Source organism: Methylobacterium sp. 092160098-2 (assembly GCF_028920805.1).
GTDB classification, from domain to species: domain Bacteria; phylum Pseudomonadota; class Alphaproteobacteria; order Rhizobiales; family Beijerinckiaceae; genus Methylobacterium; species Methylobacterium fujisawaense.
The window spans coordinates 4,093,690-4,108,974 of the sequence record NZ_JAQPZJ010000001.1 but is presented as its reverse complement, the minus strand read 5'-3'; the positions used below and the strand labels follow the sequence as shown (position 1 = coordinate 4,108,974).

Below are 15,285 nucleotides of genomic sequence, written 5' to 3'. Positions count from 1 at the left end.
CTACGGGACGGAGCGCGGGTCCCCTCTCCCGTGCGGGAGAGGGACAGGGTGAGGGACGTGCGGCATCCGGATAAGGCGCAGCGGACCCGCACGTCGACGGCGTGCTCCATATTGGACGTTCCGATCCCTCACCCCAGCCCTCTCCCGCACGGGAGAGGGGGCCCGTCGCGCCCTGCCGCCAGCGGCCGTGTTCAATCCGGATGCGTGACCGACGCTGCCAGGGGCGGAGGCAGGCGGAAGGCCCGGCGGATGCGGTGCGGAGCGTCTCCGCAGCCGCCCGCGCCTCGGGCCGCGGTGGGTGAAGGCCGGGGCGCGGGCCTGCTCCTGCGCGCCGCATTGCTGCTTCTCGCTGTCCTGCTCGCGCACCCCGCCGCCGCCGGCCAGCTCGATCGGGCCGCCCTCGAACGACACTTCCCGCCTCCGCTGGTCGTCGGCGAGAAGGACGACAGGCTCCCGGTCTGGCCCATCCTGAAGCAGCAGGCCGGGTCCTACGAGGTCTTCGCCTACGCCTTCGAATCCGTCGATCTCGCGCCGATCCCCGGCTTCGGCGGCACGCCTCCCGACCTGCTGATCGCGCTCGCCCCCGACGGCACCTTCCGGGACGTGACGGTGCTCTCGCATCACGAGCCGGTCTTCCTCGAAGGCCTAGGCCCGGAGCCGCTCTTCGCCTTCGTCGAGCAGTATGCGGGCCTCTCGGCCCGGCAGGCGATCCGGGTCGGCCGGCCGAACGCACGGGCCGCCGGCGCCGCGCCCCAGACCACGGTGGACGGCATCTCCATGGCCACCGCCTCGACCCGGGTGATCAACCAGTCGATCCTCGCCTCGGCCCTGGCGGTCGCCCGCGCGAAACTCGGCTTCGGGGCGGCCAATGTCGGGCTGAAGGTCGAGGCCAAGCCCGATCTCTACAAGCCCCTGGCCCTGGCCGACCTCCTCGCCCGCGGCTGGGTGAGGCGGCTGACGGTGACGAACGCCGATGCCGCGTCGGCCTTCAGGGGCACGGGCGTGGCGGACCCGTCCGAGGGACCGCCCGATGCCGCCCTGACCGACCTGTACGTCGCCGCCCTGGACCCGCCCGCGATCGGCCGCAACCTGCTGGGGCCGACCCGCTACGACGCGCTGATGCACGAACTCGGCCCCGGCAACCACGCTGTGATGGTGATCAGCGCCGGACCGGAGGACGCGCCCGAGAACCCGGTCGGCGACCGGTTCGTCCTGGGCGCCGTTCCCGAAAGGCTGGCGATCAGCCAGGGCGGCCTGATCGTGAATGCCCGCGACATGGCGGTGGAGCGCCGCGGGGCCGGCCTCGCCGAGGGCCTGCCGCCCGGACCCTGGACGATCCTGCGGATCGACCAGGCCGCCGGGTTCGACCCGTCCGCGCCGTGGGTGCTGACCGAGACGATCGTCCGCGAGCGCGGCCAGATCCTGTCCGAGAAGATCGCCCGGACTTTCACGGTCGAGACCGCCCTCCCCGCCGACCTGTTCACCCGGATCCGGCCGGATGACGGGCCGAGCTGGACCGACCCCTGGCGGGCCCGGGCGCCCGAACTCGCGTTGATCGGGCTAATGCTCGCCGTGCTGGTGCCGGTCCTGAGCCGACAGCGCGCGCTGGTGGCGGACCGGCGCCGCTTCGCCCTCTTCCGCCTCGGCTTCCTGGCGCTGACCCTCGGCTTCGTCGGCTGGTTCGCGCAGGCGCAGCTGTCGATCGTGACCCTCGTCGGCCTCGTGCGGGCCGCCACGGTGACCCACGACCTTGCCTTCCTGCTCTACGATCCGCCCTCGCTGGTGCTCTGGGCCTTCGCGCTGGTTGCCCTGGTCGCCTGGGGGCGCGGCACGTTCTGCGGCTGGCTCTGCCCCTTCGGCGCGCTCCAGGAATTCGTCGGGCTGCTGGCCCGGCCGCTGCGCATCCGCCCGGTCGCGGTGCCGCCCGGCCTCGACCGGGCACTGCGGTCGCTGAAATACGTCGTCCTCGCCGGCATCCTCGGCGCGGCCGCGGCGGGGTCGCCCCTCGCCGACACCTTGTCCGAGGTCGAGCCGTTCAAGACCGCCATCACCCTGTATTTCGTCCGGGCATGGCCGTTCGTCGCCTACGCGGCCGGGCTGCTGGTCCTCAACCTGTTCGTCTTCAAGGGCTTCTGCCGCTACCTGTGCCCGCTCGGCGCCGGCCTCGCCCTCCTCGGGCGGGTCCGGATCCTCGACTGGATCCCGCGCCGGGCGGAGTGCGGCTCGCCCTGCCAGCTCTGCAAGGTCCGCTGCCGCTACGGTGCCATCGCGCCCTCCGGCCGCGTCGATTACGCCGAGTGCTTCCAGTGCATGGAGTGCGTGACGATCATCCACGATCCCGGGCAGTGCGTGCCGGAGGTGGTGGCGCGCAAGCGGGGCCGCCGCGCCGCGCCCCGGCCGGTGACCGTCGGATGAGCGCGCCGCCACTTCGCGCCCGGCCGGCGCCGGCTGCTCGTCGGGGCCGCGGGGCTGGCCGCGCTCGGCGGCGTCGCGGCGTTCCGCGCGTACGCGGCGTCAAGGGGGCTGGCGCTGCGCACCGCGCCGGCCTCGCCTTCGGCACCACCGTGGCGTTGACCGCCGCGGGGCCCGACCCATCCGCCATCGAGGCGGCGCTGAGCGACGGGTTCGCGGCGATGCGCGCCGTGGAGGACGCCGCCAGCCTGTTCCGGTCCGACAGCGCCCTGGCGCGGCTGAATCGCGATGGCGTTCTCGAGGCCCCCGACCCGCACCTCGTCGTCCTCCTGCGGTTCGCCCTCGCCCTCGCGGCCGAGACCGGCGGCGCTTTCGACCCGACAGTCCAACCGCTCTGGCCGGTCTGGTCCCAGGCCGCCGCCCGCGGCGAGCGCCCCGGGGCGGAAGCCCTGCGCGCGGCCCTGGCGCGGGTCGGCTGGCAGCGAGTGCAGGTGGGGACGGACCGCGTCGTCTTGGAGCCCGGGACGGCCCTGACCCTGAACGCCCTGGTCCAGGGCTATGCCGCCGACCAGGTCATGGCGGCGCTCCGGGCGCGCGGGATCGCGGATGCCTTCGTGGATACTGGCGAGTTCGGCGCCGCCGGCGCGCATCCCGACGGCACGCCCTGGCGCCTCGGCCTGGCCGATCCCCGCCATCCCGGCGCGGTCGCCGCCGTCATCGCCCCGTTCACGGGCTTCGCCGCGACCTCGGGCGACTACAACATGAGCTTCTCGGACGACCGCGCCGACCATCACATCTTCGATCCGGCCACCGGCCGGTCGCCGCGCGCCCTGTCGTCCGTGACGGTGACCGCGCCGACGGGGCTCGCCGCCGACGGGCTGTCGACGGCCTGCATGGTCCTCGGCCGCGCGCGCGGCGCGGGCCTCGTCGCGGCCCGTCCGGGCTGCGCCGTGCGCTTCACCGGCAAGGGCTGACACATCCGGCTCCGGTGCGCGGGGCGAGGCCCGAACCGCGCCACGCGCTCTGCCCCCGCGGGGGCGATGGCTCTACGGATGGTCCGATCCGCGGCGCAGGCCCTGCATGCGTCCGCACCGGAGAGGACCGTCGGGAGAACGCGCGTGACCGAAGCGACCGGGCCGTACTGGCCGACGCAGGACTGGGCGGAGCAGGACCCGGGTGCGGCGGGGCTCGATGCCGGGCGGCTCGCGGACGCGGTCGCCTTCGCGGAGGCCCACGAGAGCGCGTGGCCGCGCAGCCTGTACTATCCCGACGGGCGCTACGTCGGGATCGTCGAGTGGAACGAGACGGGGCCCTGGAGCGCCATCGACGGGCCGGTGCGTCCGCGGGGCGGGGCGGCTGGCGTGATCCTGAAGGGCGGCCGGCGCGTCGCCGCCTGGGGGGACACGGCCCGCCCGGACATGACCTTCTCGATCGCCAAGAGCTACCTCGCGGTGCTGGCCGGCCTCGCCCACGACGACGGCCTGATCCCCGACGTCGACGCGCCGGTGCGGGACAGCGTCCCCGACCCGCTGCTCGACGGCCCGCACAATGGCGCGATCACGTGGCGCCACCTCCTGCAGCAATCGAGCGAGTGGCAGGGCACGCTGTTCGGCAAGTCCGATCAGGTCGACCATTTCCGGCAGATCGGCCCCGGCGCCGACAACAGCCGCAAGGGCGAGGCCCGCGCGCTGCGGCGCCCGGGCACCTACTACGAGTACAACGACGTCCGGGTGAACCTGCTGTCGTACGGCCTGATGCGCCGCTTCGGCCGGGCCCTCCCGGAGGTGCTCCGCGAGCGGATCATGGATCCGATCGGCGCCTCCCGCGACTGGGCGTGGCACGGCTACGACACGGCCTGGGTCGAGGTCGCGGGCGCGCGGGTCCAGTCGGTCCCCGGCGGCGGCCACTGGGGCGGCGGCCTGTTCATCGGGGCCGACGACCACGCCCGCTTCGGCCTCCTCGTCGCCCGCGGCGGCGCCTGGAACGGGCGGCAGCTCCTCTCGGAGCGCTGGATCCGCGCCATGCTGACGCCGTCCCCGACGCTGGACAGCTACGGCTACCTCTGGTGGCTGAACCGCGGCGCGGCCGCCAGGCCGCAACTGCCGGCCTCGGCCTTCAGCGCCCTCGGGGCGGGCAACAACGTGATCTGGTGCGATCCCGAGCACGACCTCGTCGCGGTCCTGCGCTGGATCGACAAGACGGCCGTCGACGGCTTCCTGCTGCGCCTCGTCGCGGCCCTGCGCCCGTAGGCGCGCCGGCGGCGCTAGCGGCCCCGGACGTGATCGACGAAGCTCCTGAGCACCGGCCGCATCTGGCGGCCGGCCGCGATATCCCGGCCGCCGCCTGCGCCTCGAACGGACAGGCGCGTCCGGCGCCGCGGCGTCCGCCCGGAGACGGCGACCGCCGCGGCGCGGCCGGGCTGGCGACGGTCGGCCTCTGAATCGTCAGAGCGCCGCGATGGTCTCGGCCATCGCGCGCGCCCGCGGCACGAGGCTTCCCACCTCCAGGTACTCCTCGGGCGAGTGGGCCTTGCCGCCCACCGGGCCCACCGCGCAGAGGGTGGGACAGCCGACGCTGGCGGTGAAGCCCGAATCGGCGCAGCCGCCGGCGAACTCGCCGGTGACGGGATTGCCGCCCTGCGCGCTCACCCGGGCATAGGTCTCGAACAGCGCCCGCGAGGCCTCGTCCTGCACGAGCGGCAGGAACTCGCCCTTGATGGTGAGATGCGCGGTGGTGTCCGGCACCGTCGATCCGGCCACGATCGCGGCGATCCGGCCCATGGCCGCCTCGCGGTCGGGTGGGGTCACGTAGCGCAGGTCGATCTCGCAGGTCGCCCGGGGCGCCACGGTGTTCACCGACTGGCCGCCGGCGATCAGGCCGACATTCACCGTGGTGCCGCGGTCGAGGTCGGTGAGGGCGTGGAACGCGACGGTCTTGTGGGCGAGCTCCAGGATGGCGCTGCGCCCGTCGGCGTAGTTGCCGCCGGAATGGGCCGCCTTGCCGAGCACCTCGAGATGCATGAACACCCCGCCCTTGCGGCCGGTGACGACGTTGCCGGTCGGCCGCCCCGGCTCGGAATTCAGCACCGCGCGGGCGCCTCGGGCGGTCTCCTCGATGATCGGGCGGCAGGCCGGCGAGCCGATCTCCTCGTCGCTGGTGAACAGGCCGACGAGGGGCACCGGCGCGCCGCCGGCCCGGTGGTAGGCGGCGAGCACGAAGGCGTTCATCACGAGGCCCGCCTTCATGTCGGCGACGCCGGGCCCGTAGGCGCGGCCGTCGGCGACCCGGAACGGCCGCCGCGTCGGCTCCCCTTTCGGGAAGACGGTGTCGCGATGGCCCATGAGCACGACCGGCCGGTTGCCGCCGCCGGACCCGGCCACGCTCGCCTTCACCGCGTCGCCGTAGCCCTCCACCGGGATCGTCGTGACCGGGATGCCGTGGCCGGCGAGGAACTCCGCGATGCGGATGCCGACCGCGTCGACGCCCGGCTTGTCGTAGGAGCCGGAATCGATGTTCACCAGCTCCTCGAGGAGCGACAGCATCGCGCCCTCCTGCCCGTCGAGCCACTGGAGAACGTCGGCGTCGCGTGCGGTCATGGATCGATCCTGGGCAAGGGTGATGGGACCCGGTCGCCGCGCCCGCCAGCGTGCGCGGTGTGTTGCGGGCCGGCTTCGAGCGAGCCCCGGTTTCCCGCGGCGAAGGTGCCTCGCCGGGTAAGCAAGGACGGCGCCGCGCATCCGTAGCCCGGACGGGGGGCGGTGCGCCTACTCGACCGTGACCGACTTGGCGAGGTTCCGGGGCTGGTCGACGTCTTTCCCCATGAACACCGCCGTGTGGTAGGCGAGCAGCTGGATCGGCACCGCGTACACGATCGGCGCCACGGTGGCGTTGACCGCCGGCATGGTGAAAGTCGCCAGCGTGTCGAGGCCGTGCTCGGCCGCGCCCTTCGCGTCGCCGATCAGCACGATGCGGCCGCCGCGCGCGGCTACCTCCTGCATGTTCGAGACGGTCTTCTCGAACACCGCGTCGTGCGGGGCGATCACGATCACCGGCACGCTCTCGTCGATCAGGGCGATCGGGCCGTGCTTCAGCTCGCCCGCCGCGTAGCCCTCCGCGTGGATGTAGCTGATCTCCTTCAGCTTCAGCGCGCCCTCCAGCGCCATCGGGTAGCTGGTGCCGCGGCCGAGATAGAGCACGTCCCGCGCCTTTGAGACCTCGCGGGCCAGGCCCTCGATCGCCGCCTCGTGGGTCAGCGCCTCCGCCATCAGGCCCGGCGCCTTGATCAGCGCGTCGACCAGCCGACGCTCGCCCGCCGCGTCGAGGGTGCCGCGGGCGCGGCCCGCCGCGATGGCGAGGCACAGCAGCACGGTGAGCTGGCACGAGAACGCCTTGGTGGAGGCGACGCCGATCTCCGGCCCGGCCAGCGTCGGCATCACCACGGAGGATTCCCGCGCGATGGTCGAGGTCGGCACGTTGACGACGCTCAGCGTGTGCTGGCCCTGGCTCTTGGCATAGCGCAGGGAGGCCAGGGTGTCGGCGGTCTCGCCCGATTGCGAGATCACCAGCGTCAGCCCGTCCTTCTCCAGGGGCGCCTCGCGGTAGCGGGCCTCGGAGGCGACGTCGATCTCCACCGGCAGGCGGGCCACCTGCTCGAACCAGTACCGGGCGACGAGGCCGGCGTAGAAGGCGGTGCCGCAGGCGGTGATGTAGACGCGGCTGAGCTTGGCGAAGTCGAAGGGCAGCGCCTCGGGCAGCACGACCCGGCCCTGCGCCATGTCGACGTAGTGGGCGAGCGTGCGGCCCACGACCTCGGGCTGCTCGTGGATCTCCTTGGCCATGAAGTGGCGGTACTCGCCCTTGTCGATCCGGTAGGCCTGCGTGGCAATCTTTTGTCGGGGCCGCGCCACCGTGGCGCCCGAGGCGTCCCGGATCTCGGCGCCCGCCCGGTTCAGGATCGCCCAGTCGCCCTCGTCGAGATAGGTGATGGCGTCCGTGAAGGGGGCGAGCGCCAGGGCGTCGGAGCCGAGATAGGTCTCGCCCTGGCCGAAGCCGACCGCCAGCGGCGCGCCGTGGCGGGCGCCGATCAGCAGGTTCTCCTCGCCGGCGAAGATGAAGGCCAGTGCAAAGGCGCCGCGCAGCCGCGGCAGGGCGGCGGCCACGGCCTCGACCGGGCCCATCTGCCGGTCCATGTTGCGGCTGACGAGCTGGGCGACGACCTCGGTGTCGGTCTCGGTCTCGAACACGACGCCGTCGGCCTCGAGCTCCTGCTTCAGCTCGCGGAAATTCTCGATGATGCCGTTATGGACGACGGCCAGACGCGCGGTGGCGTGGGGGTGGGCGTTGGTCTCGTTGGGCCGGCCGTGGGTCGCCCAGCGGGTGTGGCCGATGCCGAGCGTGCCGGTGAGCGGCTCCTCAGCGAGCTTGGCCTCCAGGTTGACGAGCTTGCCCGAGGCCCGGCGGCGCGCCAGCCGGCCGTGCTCCAGGGTGGCGATGCCGGCGGAGTCGTAGCCGCGGTATTCGAGCCGGCGCAGGGCCTCGATCACCTGTCCCGCCACCGCGTCGCGCCCGACGATGCCGACGATGCCGCACATGGGTGTGTCTCTCGCTGTCGTGCCCGGCTGGCCGCGCGAGGGTCTTGCGCAAGGTCCAGGCCGCCCCGCTTCATGCGGGGCCAAACGCGACTTGTACCGGATCGGGGCGGCGCAGGGCCAGCCCCGGCCCGTTCGGTCCGTCGGGCCTCAGCTCTTCCCGCGTCGCGCCTTCTCGGCCTGCAGCGCCGCGCGCTTCTTCCCGGCCCAGCCCGGTTTCACCGCCTGCCGGCCGCGGGCCACCGCCATGGCGTCCGCCGGCACGTCGTTGGTGATCACCGAGCCCGAAGCCACGTAGGCGCCCTCCCCCACCGTGACGGGGGCCACCAGCGCCGAGTTCGAGCCAATGAACGCGCCCGCGCCGATCGTGGTCTTGTGCTTGAGGACGCCGTCGTAATTGCAGGTGATCGTGCCAGCGCCGATATTGGCCTTGGCCCCAATCTCCGCGTCGCCGAGATAGGTGAGATGCGCGGCCTTGGCGCCGGCACCCATCCGGGCGTTCTTCAGCTCCACGAAATTGCCGAGCTCCGCGCCGGCCTCCAGCACGGCGTGACCGCGCAACCGGACGAACGGCCCGATCTTCACCCCCGCCTCCAGGCTGGTCTCGGTGAGATGCGCGAAGGCGCGCACGGTGCACCCGTCCGCCACCCGCACGCCCGGCCCGAACACCACGTTCGGCTCCACGATCACGTCGCGCCCCAACACCGTGTCGTGGCTGAGGAACACCGTCTCGGGGGCGATCAGCGTGGCGCCGCCCAGCATGGCGGTGCGACGCAGCTGCGCCTGGAAGGCGGCTTCCGCAACACTGAGCTGCACCCGGTCGTTGACGCCCTGCGCCTCGGCCTCGTCCACCGGCACGACCGTGACCGGAAGCCCGTCGGCCACCGCCAGCGCCACCGCGTCGGGCAGGTAGTACTCGCCGGCCGCGTTGTCGTTGCCGATGCGGGCGAGCAGCGCCAGGGCGTGCCGTCCGGCGAGCGCCATCAGCCCGGCATTGCACAGGGTCACGGCCCGCTCTGCGGCGCTGGCGTCCTTCTCCTCGCGGATCGCCAGGACGCGGTCGCCCTCGGTCAGAACCCGTCCATAGCCGGTGGGCGTCGCCGTCTCGAAGGCCAGCACCGCCACCGCGGCGCCGTCGGCCAGGGGCGCCCGGAGGCGCAGGAAGGTCTCGGCCGAGACGAGGGGCGTGTCGCCGAAGGCGATCACCACGTCGTCGTCGGGCTCGGCCAGGATCTCCCGGGCGGCCAGGACCGCGTGGGCGGTGCCGAGGCGCTCGGCCTGCGGGAAGACCCGGGCGCCGGGGGCCGCCCGCGCGATCTCGGCGGCGACGTCGTCGCGGCCGGGCTCGGCCACCACGGCGATCCGGCCCGCCCCCGCCGCCTGTACGGCGGCCAGGACATGGCCGAGCATGCTGCGCCCGGCGATCCGATGCAGGACCTTCGGCAGGTCCGAGCGCATCCGCGTGCCCTTCCCGGCCGCGAGCACGATGGCGGTGAGGCTGCGCGGGGGCGTTCCGGTCGGGGTCATCGCAGGTCCAGGCGTCGAGCAAACGGCACGACGGATGGGCCGGACGCGCGCCCGGCGCAACCCCATCCGGGCGATCAGCGCAGCGCCAGGGCGGCGTGCTGGCCCGAACCGTGGGCGAAATGCTCGCGGCGGCGCTCGATCGAGCTCGGGATCCGCAGGGATTCCCGGTATTTCGCCACCGTGCGTCGGGCGATGTCGACGCCCTCCCCGCGCAGCTTCTGCACCAGCGCGTCGTCGGACAGCACGTCGTCCGGCGTCTCGCCGTCGACCAGCTGCTTGATGCGGTGGCGCACCGCCTCGGAGGAATGGGCGGCCGCGCCGGCCGCACCGGGGATCGCCGCGGTGAAGAAGTACTTCATCTCCAGGGTCCCCCGGCTCGTGCCGATGGCCTTGTTGGAGGTGACTCGCGAGACGGTCGATTCGTGCATGCCGATCGCCTCCGCCACGGTCTTGAGGTTCAGGGGCCGCAGGTGGGAGACGCCGTGGACGAAGAACCCGTCCTGCTGGCGGACGATCTCGGTGGCGACCTTGAGGATGGTGCGGGCCCGCTGCTCCAGCGAGCGGGTCAGCCAGTTGGCGTTCTGCAGGGCCTCGGACAGGAAGGCCTTATCGCCCTCCGCGGCGGCATTGCGCGAGACGCGGGCGTAGTAGCTCTGGTTCACCAGGACGCGGGGGAGCGCCTCGCTGTTGAGCTCGACCAGCCAGGACCCGTCCGGCGCGGCGCGCACGAACACGTCCGGAACCAGAACCTCGACGGCGCTCGATCCGAAGGCGCGGCCCGGCTTCGGATCCAGGCGGCGGATCTCGCCCAGCATGTCGACGAGGTCCTCGTCGTCGACGCCGCAGAGCCGGCGCAAAGCCGCGAAATCGCGCTTGGCAACGAGGTCCAGACGCGAGACCAGCGCCTGCATCGCCGGGTCGAACCGGTCGCGCTCGCGCAGCTGGATCGCGAGGCATTCGGCGAGGTCGCGGGCCGCGATCCCGGGCGGATCGAAGGTCTGCACCAGCGCCAGCATCCGGCCGACGAGGGCGGGGTCGGCGCCGAGCCGCTCGGCCACGTCCTCCACGGTCTCGCGCAGGTAGCCGGCCTCGTCGACGGCGTCGATCAGAAAGCCGCCGATCAGCCGCTCGGCGGGATCGCGGGTCGCGAGATCGAGCTGGCCCGCGAGGTGATCGCGCAGCGAGGTCTCGGCCGTGAGGGTCGCCTCGAAATCGGGCGCCTCGGCGTCGAAGCTTCCCCCGGTGCTGCCGTAGGGCGGCGGCGTCAGCGAGAGCATGTCGCCCCCACCCGCCTCGCGCGCCTGGACCGGCGTCTCGTCCGGGAAGACGTTGTCGAGGCGCGTGTCGAAATCGCTCTCGATCTCGCCGCGGCTCGGGTTAAGGTCGGCGGACAGCCATGATTCGGGTTCCGTAACCTCCAGGCCGTCGGAGGAGGCATCGTCCGAATGGCCGCTTGATTCGGAGGTCTCGCCGGGGCCGGGCAGTTCCGGCTCGGCGCGCTCCAGCAGCGGATTGCGTTCCAGCTCGGCCTCGACATAGGCCGCGAGATCGAGCTGCGACAATTGCAGGAGTTTGATCGCTTGCAGAAGCTGCGGCGTCATCACCAGGGCCTGGCCCTGACGCACTTCCAGCCGTTGCACCAAACTCATGTGAGGCCTCGATGCCCTTCCGGCGCGGTTCGCCAGCCTGAGCCACGCTGCTCACGGCATGGTTCTTGCTTGCTCCGCCAGGCCTTCTCTAGCCCGATCCGTGGCGCGGGTCAAAGCGCGGCCTTGCACAGGCGTGTTGGCAACTGCACTGCAGTTCCGGGGGTGTGGCGCTCCCGCTCCATCGCCGGGACGCCACGGTCAGTCTGAGAGCAGGTCTCGGGGGCCGCTGTGTTCCCCTTTATCCCGGCGTGTCTGCCGAGATGTCCGACTAAGCTGCGCGTTGCTTTGTTCGGTTGCGGACGGTTCCGCGACGGGATGCGATATCCGCTCGCTATTGTCCGATGATCCGAGCATGGCTCCCTGGGCACAATGGCTCGCGGACTTGAGCTGGCGTGCCAATGCCGAATTCTGCGTACGCTTGCGGCCGATGCGACACCAAAACCGTCTTCTGGCTGCCCTATCCGAGGCGGATGGCGCGCTGCTCGGACCGCATCTCGAGGCGATCGACCTCCCATTGGGCCATGTGCTCGTCGAACCGGCGGCCGAGATCCCGTACGCGATCTTCATCGACACCGGCCTGTGTTCCATGGTGTCGACGCTCGACCAGGGCGGGCGCATCGAGGTCGGCCTGGTGGGCCGCGACGGCATGGCGACGCCGGCGCTGCTGCTGGGGACGGACACGATCCCGTACCAACTTTTCATGCAGGTTGCCGGTCACGGGCATCGGATCGCGGTGCCGGCGCTGCGCGACGCGGTGAAAGCCAGCGCTTCGCTGCGCACTCTTTTTCTGCGCTACGTCCAGACCTTCCTGGTTCAGGTGGCCCAGACCGCCATCGCCAACGCGGGGGCGCCTGCCGAGGAAAGGCTCGCGCGGTGGCTGCTGATGTATCACGACCGTCAGGACGGCGACGACCTGTCCGTGACGCATGAGTTCCTGTCGATCATGCTGGGTGTGCGTCGCCCGACCGTCACGGTGGCGATCCACACGCTGGAGGGGGCCGGCCTGATCCGGGCTCGGCGCGGCCGGATCCGGGTCCTGAGCCGTGCCCGCCTGGAGGAGGCCGCCGGCCAGACCTACGGGCCGGCCGAAACCGAATACGAGCGCCTGATCGGCCCGCTGCGGCGGTCTGAGGATTCGCCGGCGTAAGGCACCTCTGCGCCGACGAGGCCGGTTCATCGGTGATCCCGACCGTATCCGAACGCCAGGTCCGTGGCGTGCCGACGCGCCGGTCACGTCCCCACCGGAGAGAGGCCGGCCGGGTATCGGTGCCGATGCGCCGCGTCCCGCCGCGCAGGCGGTGGCCCGCTGTCAGGGACACGCGGCCCTGTCCGCACCGCGATCGCCGTCTCTGCCCCGCAATCCGCGTCGGACCGGCGTGGACGGGCCACACAGCCGCCGGCCTCAGACCGGCCCATGCCCCTCGGACCTCCAGGCGCGCTTGCACGGGACGCCGCCAGGGCCGGCTGTCCCGCCCCACGGAAGGGCCGCGATTCGGCGATTGTCACCAGGCCTGTCGCGCGGCGGCGGCAGTGCCGGGCGAAACCGGGCAGGCCCCGCTCCGCCTCAGGGCTGACCGGCCGGCCGTCGGAGAGGACGGCGCGGTGCAGGCGACGCGGGCCCGGAAGCCCGCTCGGTGGCATCCTCTTCCGCGTTGACCCGCCCGCACGCCGGATCGGCCAGGAGGTCGACGGGCGAGACCCGGCTCTACCAGCCGCAGTTCGGGACCGGCGGCTGGGCCTTGGCCATCGCCGACTTCTCGATCGGCACCATCGCGCCCCAGGCGTACTTCTGGGCGTGGGGCGTGACGTTGGCGAAGAGGCAGCCGAGCTGGAAGTGCGTCGCGCCCATCTCGCCCGAGAAGCCCATGCAGTCCAGGAACGTCCAGGTCTTGGGCACCGGGGTCATGGAGCGCCAGCGCGGCATCGCCACGGGCGAGCAGACCTTGACCGCCCCGGTGCCGTCATCGGCGTTGAGCGCATCGCCCGGGCTCTGTGCCGCGCCGGGCCGGACGCCCGGGCCGAGCAGCAGGGCCGCCGCGACGAGTGTCCGGCGGGTGATCAGGGCAAATCGGCTCATCGGGTCAGCGCATCGTCCACCACAGGGCCGCGAGGATCGCGAAGCCGAGGACGTTGTAAAGGATTGCCCAGATCCAGACACCCAGCACGGCGCGGCTCGGCTGGCGGGGGCGCGGCCGGCCGGGGCGCAGGCGATGGCGGTCCTCCGGCGTCGGCCAGATCGCTGCTCTGGGCGCCTTGAGGAGCCGCGTTAGCGCCTCCGGAAGATGCGGGCCGGGCGGTCCCTCGCCGGTCATGACGGTCTCGGATGCGGCGGGGGGCCTGTGCGGGGCGAAGCGGCACGCAGACGGACATGGGCGCAGGCCCTGCGGCCCTCAAGACCCACGCGCCGCATCCCGCATCCGCCGCGCCCGGCTCACAGCACCGTGCCGGGCGCCTGCGGGTCGTACCGGTAGGCCCAGGTTTCGGAGAGCAACCGGTCTCCGGACTTGAGCTGCAGACGCATCTCCACGGGCTCCAAGCCCTCGGCATAGACCTTGAAGAAGACCCGCCAGGGGCTCGGCTTGCTGTCGGGCGCCCAGGTGGCGCCGACCTCCTCGGCGCTGCCGCGCGACAGGGTCAACGCCACCGTGGCCGTCTCGGGATTGAGGCCCGACAGGGCCGCACCCGCGAATTCCAGCACGAATTGCCGCACGAGATTGGCGCGGCCCGGGCGCCGGTCCCCGTCCGCGAGCCACGCGGCCTTGGTGGCCCGTGTGGCGACGCAGCGGGCGAGATCGGTGGCGACCGGTTCCTCCACGGTCCAGCGCAGCCGGTAGGCGAAGCTGCGGTCGGATCCGGCCTGAGGCGGGTCGTCCGGCACCCAGAGGGCGACGATGTTGTCGTCGGTTTCCTGATGGGTCGGGATCTCCACGAGCTGGACGCTGCCCCGGCCCCAGTCGCCCTGCGGCTCGACCCAGATGTCGGGCCTGTTCTCCTCGAAGCCGTCGTCGATGTAATTCTCGTACGCGCGGTCGCGCTGGAGCAGGCCGAAGCCCTTCGGAGCGCGGTCCGCGAAGGCGCTGACGCTGAGGCGGTGCGGGTTGTTGAGCGGCCGCCAAATCAGCTCGCCGGCCCCGGTCTGCATCAGCAGACCGTCGGAATCATGCACCTCGGGCCGCCAGTCGCTCGCGAGGAAGCGGCTCATGCCCTCCGAGTACCAGAGCATCGAGGTCAGGGGCGCCATGCCGAACCGCTCCACCGACTTGCGCATGTAGACCGTGCAGGCGACGTCGATGACGACATGCGGCTCCTTCCGGGCGACGAAGCGGTAGGCGCCCGTCAAGCTCGGACCTTCGAGGAGCGCCAGCACGGTCACGGCGCCGTCCGCGGCCGGGCTCACGTAGAAGCGCGTGAAGACCGGGAATTCCTCGGTTCTGCCCGGTGCCGGCGCGGTGTCGATGGCGATGCCCCGGGCCGAGGCGCCGTACTGCGCGCCGTCTCCGGCGGCGCGGAAGTAGGAGGCCCCCAGAAAGGCCAGCCAGTCGCCGTCGTCGCCGGGCTGTCCGGCGGGCGCCTTCTGGAAGCGGAACCCCGCGAAGCCCGCCCCGTCCGGGACGTCCTTGGCCGGGTTGCCGGCCGGATAGGTGAACAGGTCGTGGGCGTAGAGCACCTCGCGCGCCTGTCCGCCCTCCAGGGCATAGACCTTCACGGGGTGGCGGAAGAAGTTGCCGAGGTGGAAGAACGTCACCGGGTACGGGCTCTCGGCGAACAACGCGTGGCCCGGCGGGTAGCGGATCTCCTGGAGCGGTCCGTAGGTCAGGGCGTCGAGGGCGGCCGAGGCCGGGGCTTCGGGCGGCGGCGCATAGGGCCGGTCCCGCAGCGTCCGGGCGAGAGCGTTCAGCCGGTCGAGATCCATGGGTTCCGGCGGCGCGAGGCGCGGCCCCCCGGAGGCGGCCCTGGCGAGGCCGGGAAACGGCGCGAGGGCGAGGAGCCCGATGGCAGTCAGGACGCGGCGCGTGATCAAGCTGGGACCCCCGGATTCGGCCGGGCCTCGCGACCCGCGCCGCCCTCTAGCCACGCGGGCGCCACGGCGCAATTTCCCGGGCTGCAGC

The 15,285-nt window shown here is 72.6% G+C and carries 10 protein-coding genes and 1 pseudogene; 4 read left to right on the top strand and 7 right to left on the bottom strand.

Going from position 1 to position 15,285, the window contains the following annotated elements:
• Nucleotides 1–249: 249 nt before the first annotated feature.
• The 3 genes and pseudogenes from PQI07_RS19390 (at nt 250) to PQI07_RS19380 (ending at nt 4,661) form a co-directional block, all read left to right on the top strand.
• The gene (locus PQI07_RS19390; protein ID WP_274927227.1) at nt 250–2,415 is read left to right on the top strand and encodes a 4Fe-4S binding protein; all 2,166 of its coding nucleotides are present in this window, start codon (nt 250–252) and stop codon (nt 2,413–2,415) included.
• A pseudogene (locus tag PQI07_RS19385) lies at nt 2,412–3,386 on the top strand (FAD:protein FMN transferase). The gene PQI07_RS19390 and the pseudogene PQI07_RS19385 overlap by 4 nt, the downstream one beginning before the upstream one ends.
• Nucleotides 3,387–3,530: 144 nt before the next feature.
• Nucleotides 3,531–4,661, top strand: a complete 1,131-nt coding sequence (locus PQI07_RS19380; protein WP_274927226.1) for a serine hydrolase domain-containing protein — start codon at nt 3,531–3,533, stop codon at nt 4,659–4,661.
• Nucleotides 4,662–4,856: 195 nt separating this feature from the next.
• On the opposite strand, the gene PQI07_RS19375 is transcribed toward PQI07_RS19380, so the two are convergent.
• The 4 genes from PQI07_RS19375 to rpoN all read right to left on the bottom strand — a co-directional run bounded on the left by PQI07_RS19375 (nt 4,857) and on the right by rpoN (nt 11,176).
• A complete protein-coding gene (locus tag PQI07_RS19375; protein ID WP_043757692.1) occupies nt 4,857–6,008 on the bottom strand; it encodes a M20 family metallopeptidase in 1,152 nt (383 codons plus the stop codon).
• Nucleotides 6,009–6,176: 168 nt separating this feature from the next.
• On the bottom strand, nt 6,177–8,003 hold the full coding sequence (glmS, locus tag PQI07_RS19370; RefSeq protein WP_274927225.1) for a glutamine--fructose-6-phosphate transaminase (isomerizing): 1,827 nt from the start codon (nt 8,001–8,003) through the stop codon (nt 6,177–6,179).
• A gap of 147 nt (nt 8,004–8,150) precedes the next feature.
• On the bottom strand, nt 8,151–9,527 hold the full coding sequence (glmU, locus tag PQI07_RS19365) for a bifunctional UDP-N-acetylglucosamine diphosphorylase/glucosamine-1-phosphate N-acetyltransferase GlmU (RefSeq protein ID WP_274927224.1): 1,377 nt from the start codon (nt 9,525–9,527) through the stop codon (nt 8,151–8,153).
• 74 nt (nt 9,528–9,601) lie between these two features.
• Nucleotides 9,602–11,176, bottom strand: a complete 1,575-nt coding sequence (rpoN, locus tag PQI07_RS19360; protein ID WP_043380582.1) for an RNA polymerase factor sigma-54 — start codon at nt 11,174–11,176, stop codon at nt 9,602–9,604.
• Nucleotides 11,177–11,603: 427 nt separating this feature from the next.
• Here rpoN and PQI07_RS19355 point away from each other — a divergent pair, with 427 nt between their 5' ends.
• Complete coding sequence (locus tag PQI07_RS19355; protein WP_043353123.1) at nt 11,604–12,323, top strand: Crp/Fnr family transcriptional regulator; 720 nt, start codon at nt 11,604–11,606, stop codon at nt 12,321–12,323.
• Between the two features lie 558 nt (nt 12,324–12,881).
• Here the strand turns inward: PQI07_RS19355 and PQI07_RS19350 are convergent.
• The 3 genes from PQI07_RS19350 to PQI07_RS19340 form a co-directional block, all read right to left on the bottom strand.
• Nucleotides 12,882–13,253, bottom strand: a complete 372-nt coding sequence (locus PQI07_RS19350; protein WP_043353125.1) for a hypothetical protein — start codon at nt 13,251–13,253, stop codon at nt 12,882–12,884.
• Between the two features lie 4 nt (nt 13,254–13,257).
• On the bottom strand, nt 13,258–13,488 hold the full coding sequence (locus tag PQI07_RS19345) for a hypothetical protein (protein WP_043353127.1): 231 nt from the start codon (nt 13,486–13,488) through the stop codon (nt 13,258–13,260).
• A gap of 119 nt (nt 13,489–13,607) precedes the next feature.
• A complete protein-coding gene (locus tag PQI07_RS19340) occupies nt 13,608–15,197 on the bottom strand; it encodes an OpgD/OpgG family glucan biosynthesis protein (protein ID WP_274927223.1) in 1,590 nt (529 codons plus the stop codon).
• Nucleotides 15,198–15,285 lie beyond the last annotated feature (88 nt).

Coding starts and splice junctions, on each gene's coding strand:
- PQI07_RS19390 (WP_274927227.1), top strand. CDS start 250: ATGCGGTGCGGAGCGTCTCCGCAGCCGCCCGCGCCTCGGGCCGCGGTG.
- PQI07_RS19375 (WP_043757692.1), bottom strand. CDS start 6,008: ATGACCGCACGCGACGCCGACGTTCTCCAGTGGCTCGACGGGCAGGAG.
- glmS (WP_274927225.1), bottom strand. CDS start 8,003: ATGTGCGGCATCGTCGGCATCGTCGGGCGCGACGCGGTGGCGGGACAG.
- glmU (WP_274927224.1), bottom strand. CDS start 9,527: ATGACCCCGACCGGAACGCCCCCGCGCAGCCTCACCGCCATCGTGCTC.
- rpoN (WP_043380582.1), bottom strand. CDS start 11,176: ATGAGTTTGGTGCAACGGCTGGAAGTGCGTCAGGGCCAGGCCCTGGTG.
- PQI07_RS19355 (WP_043353123.1), top strand. CDS start 11,604: ATGCGACACCAAAACCGTCTTCTGGCTGCCCTATCCGAGGCGGATGGC.
- PQI07_RS19350 (WP_043353125.1), bottom strand. CDS start 13,253: ATGAGCCGATTTGCCCTGATCACCCGCCGGACACTCGTCGCGGCGGCC.
- PQI07_RS19345 (WP_043353127.1), bottom strand. CDS start 13,488: ATGACCGGCGAGGGACCGCCCGGCCCGCATCTTCCGGAGGCGCTAACG.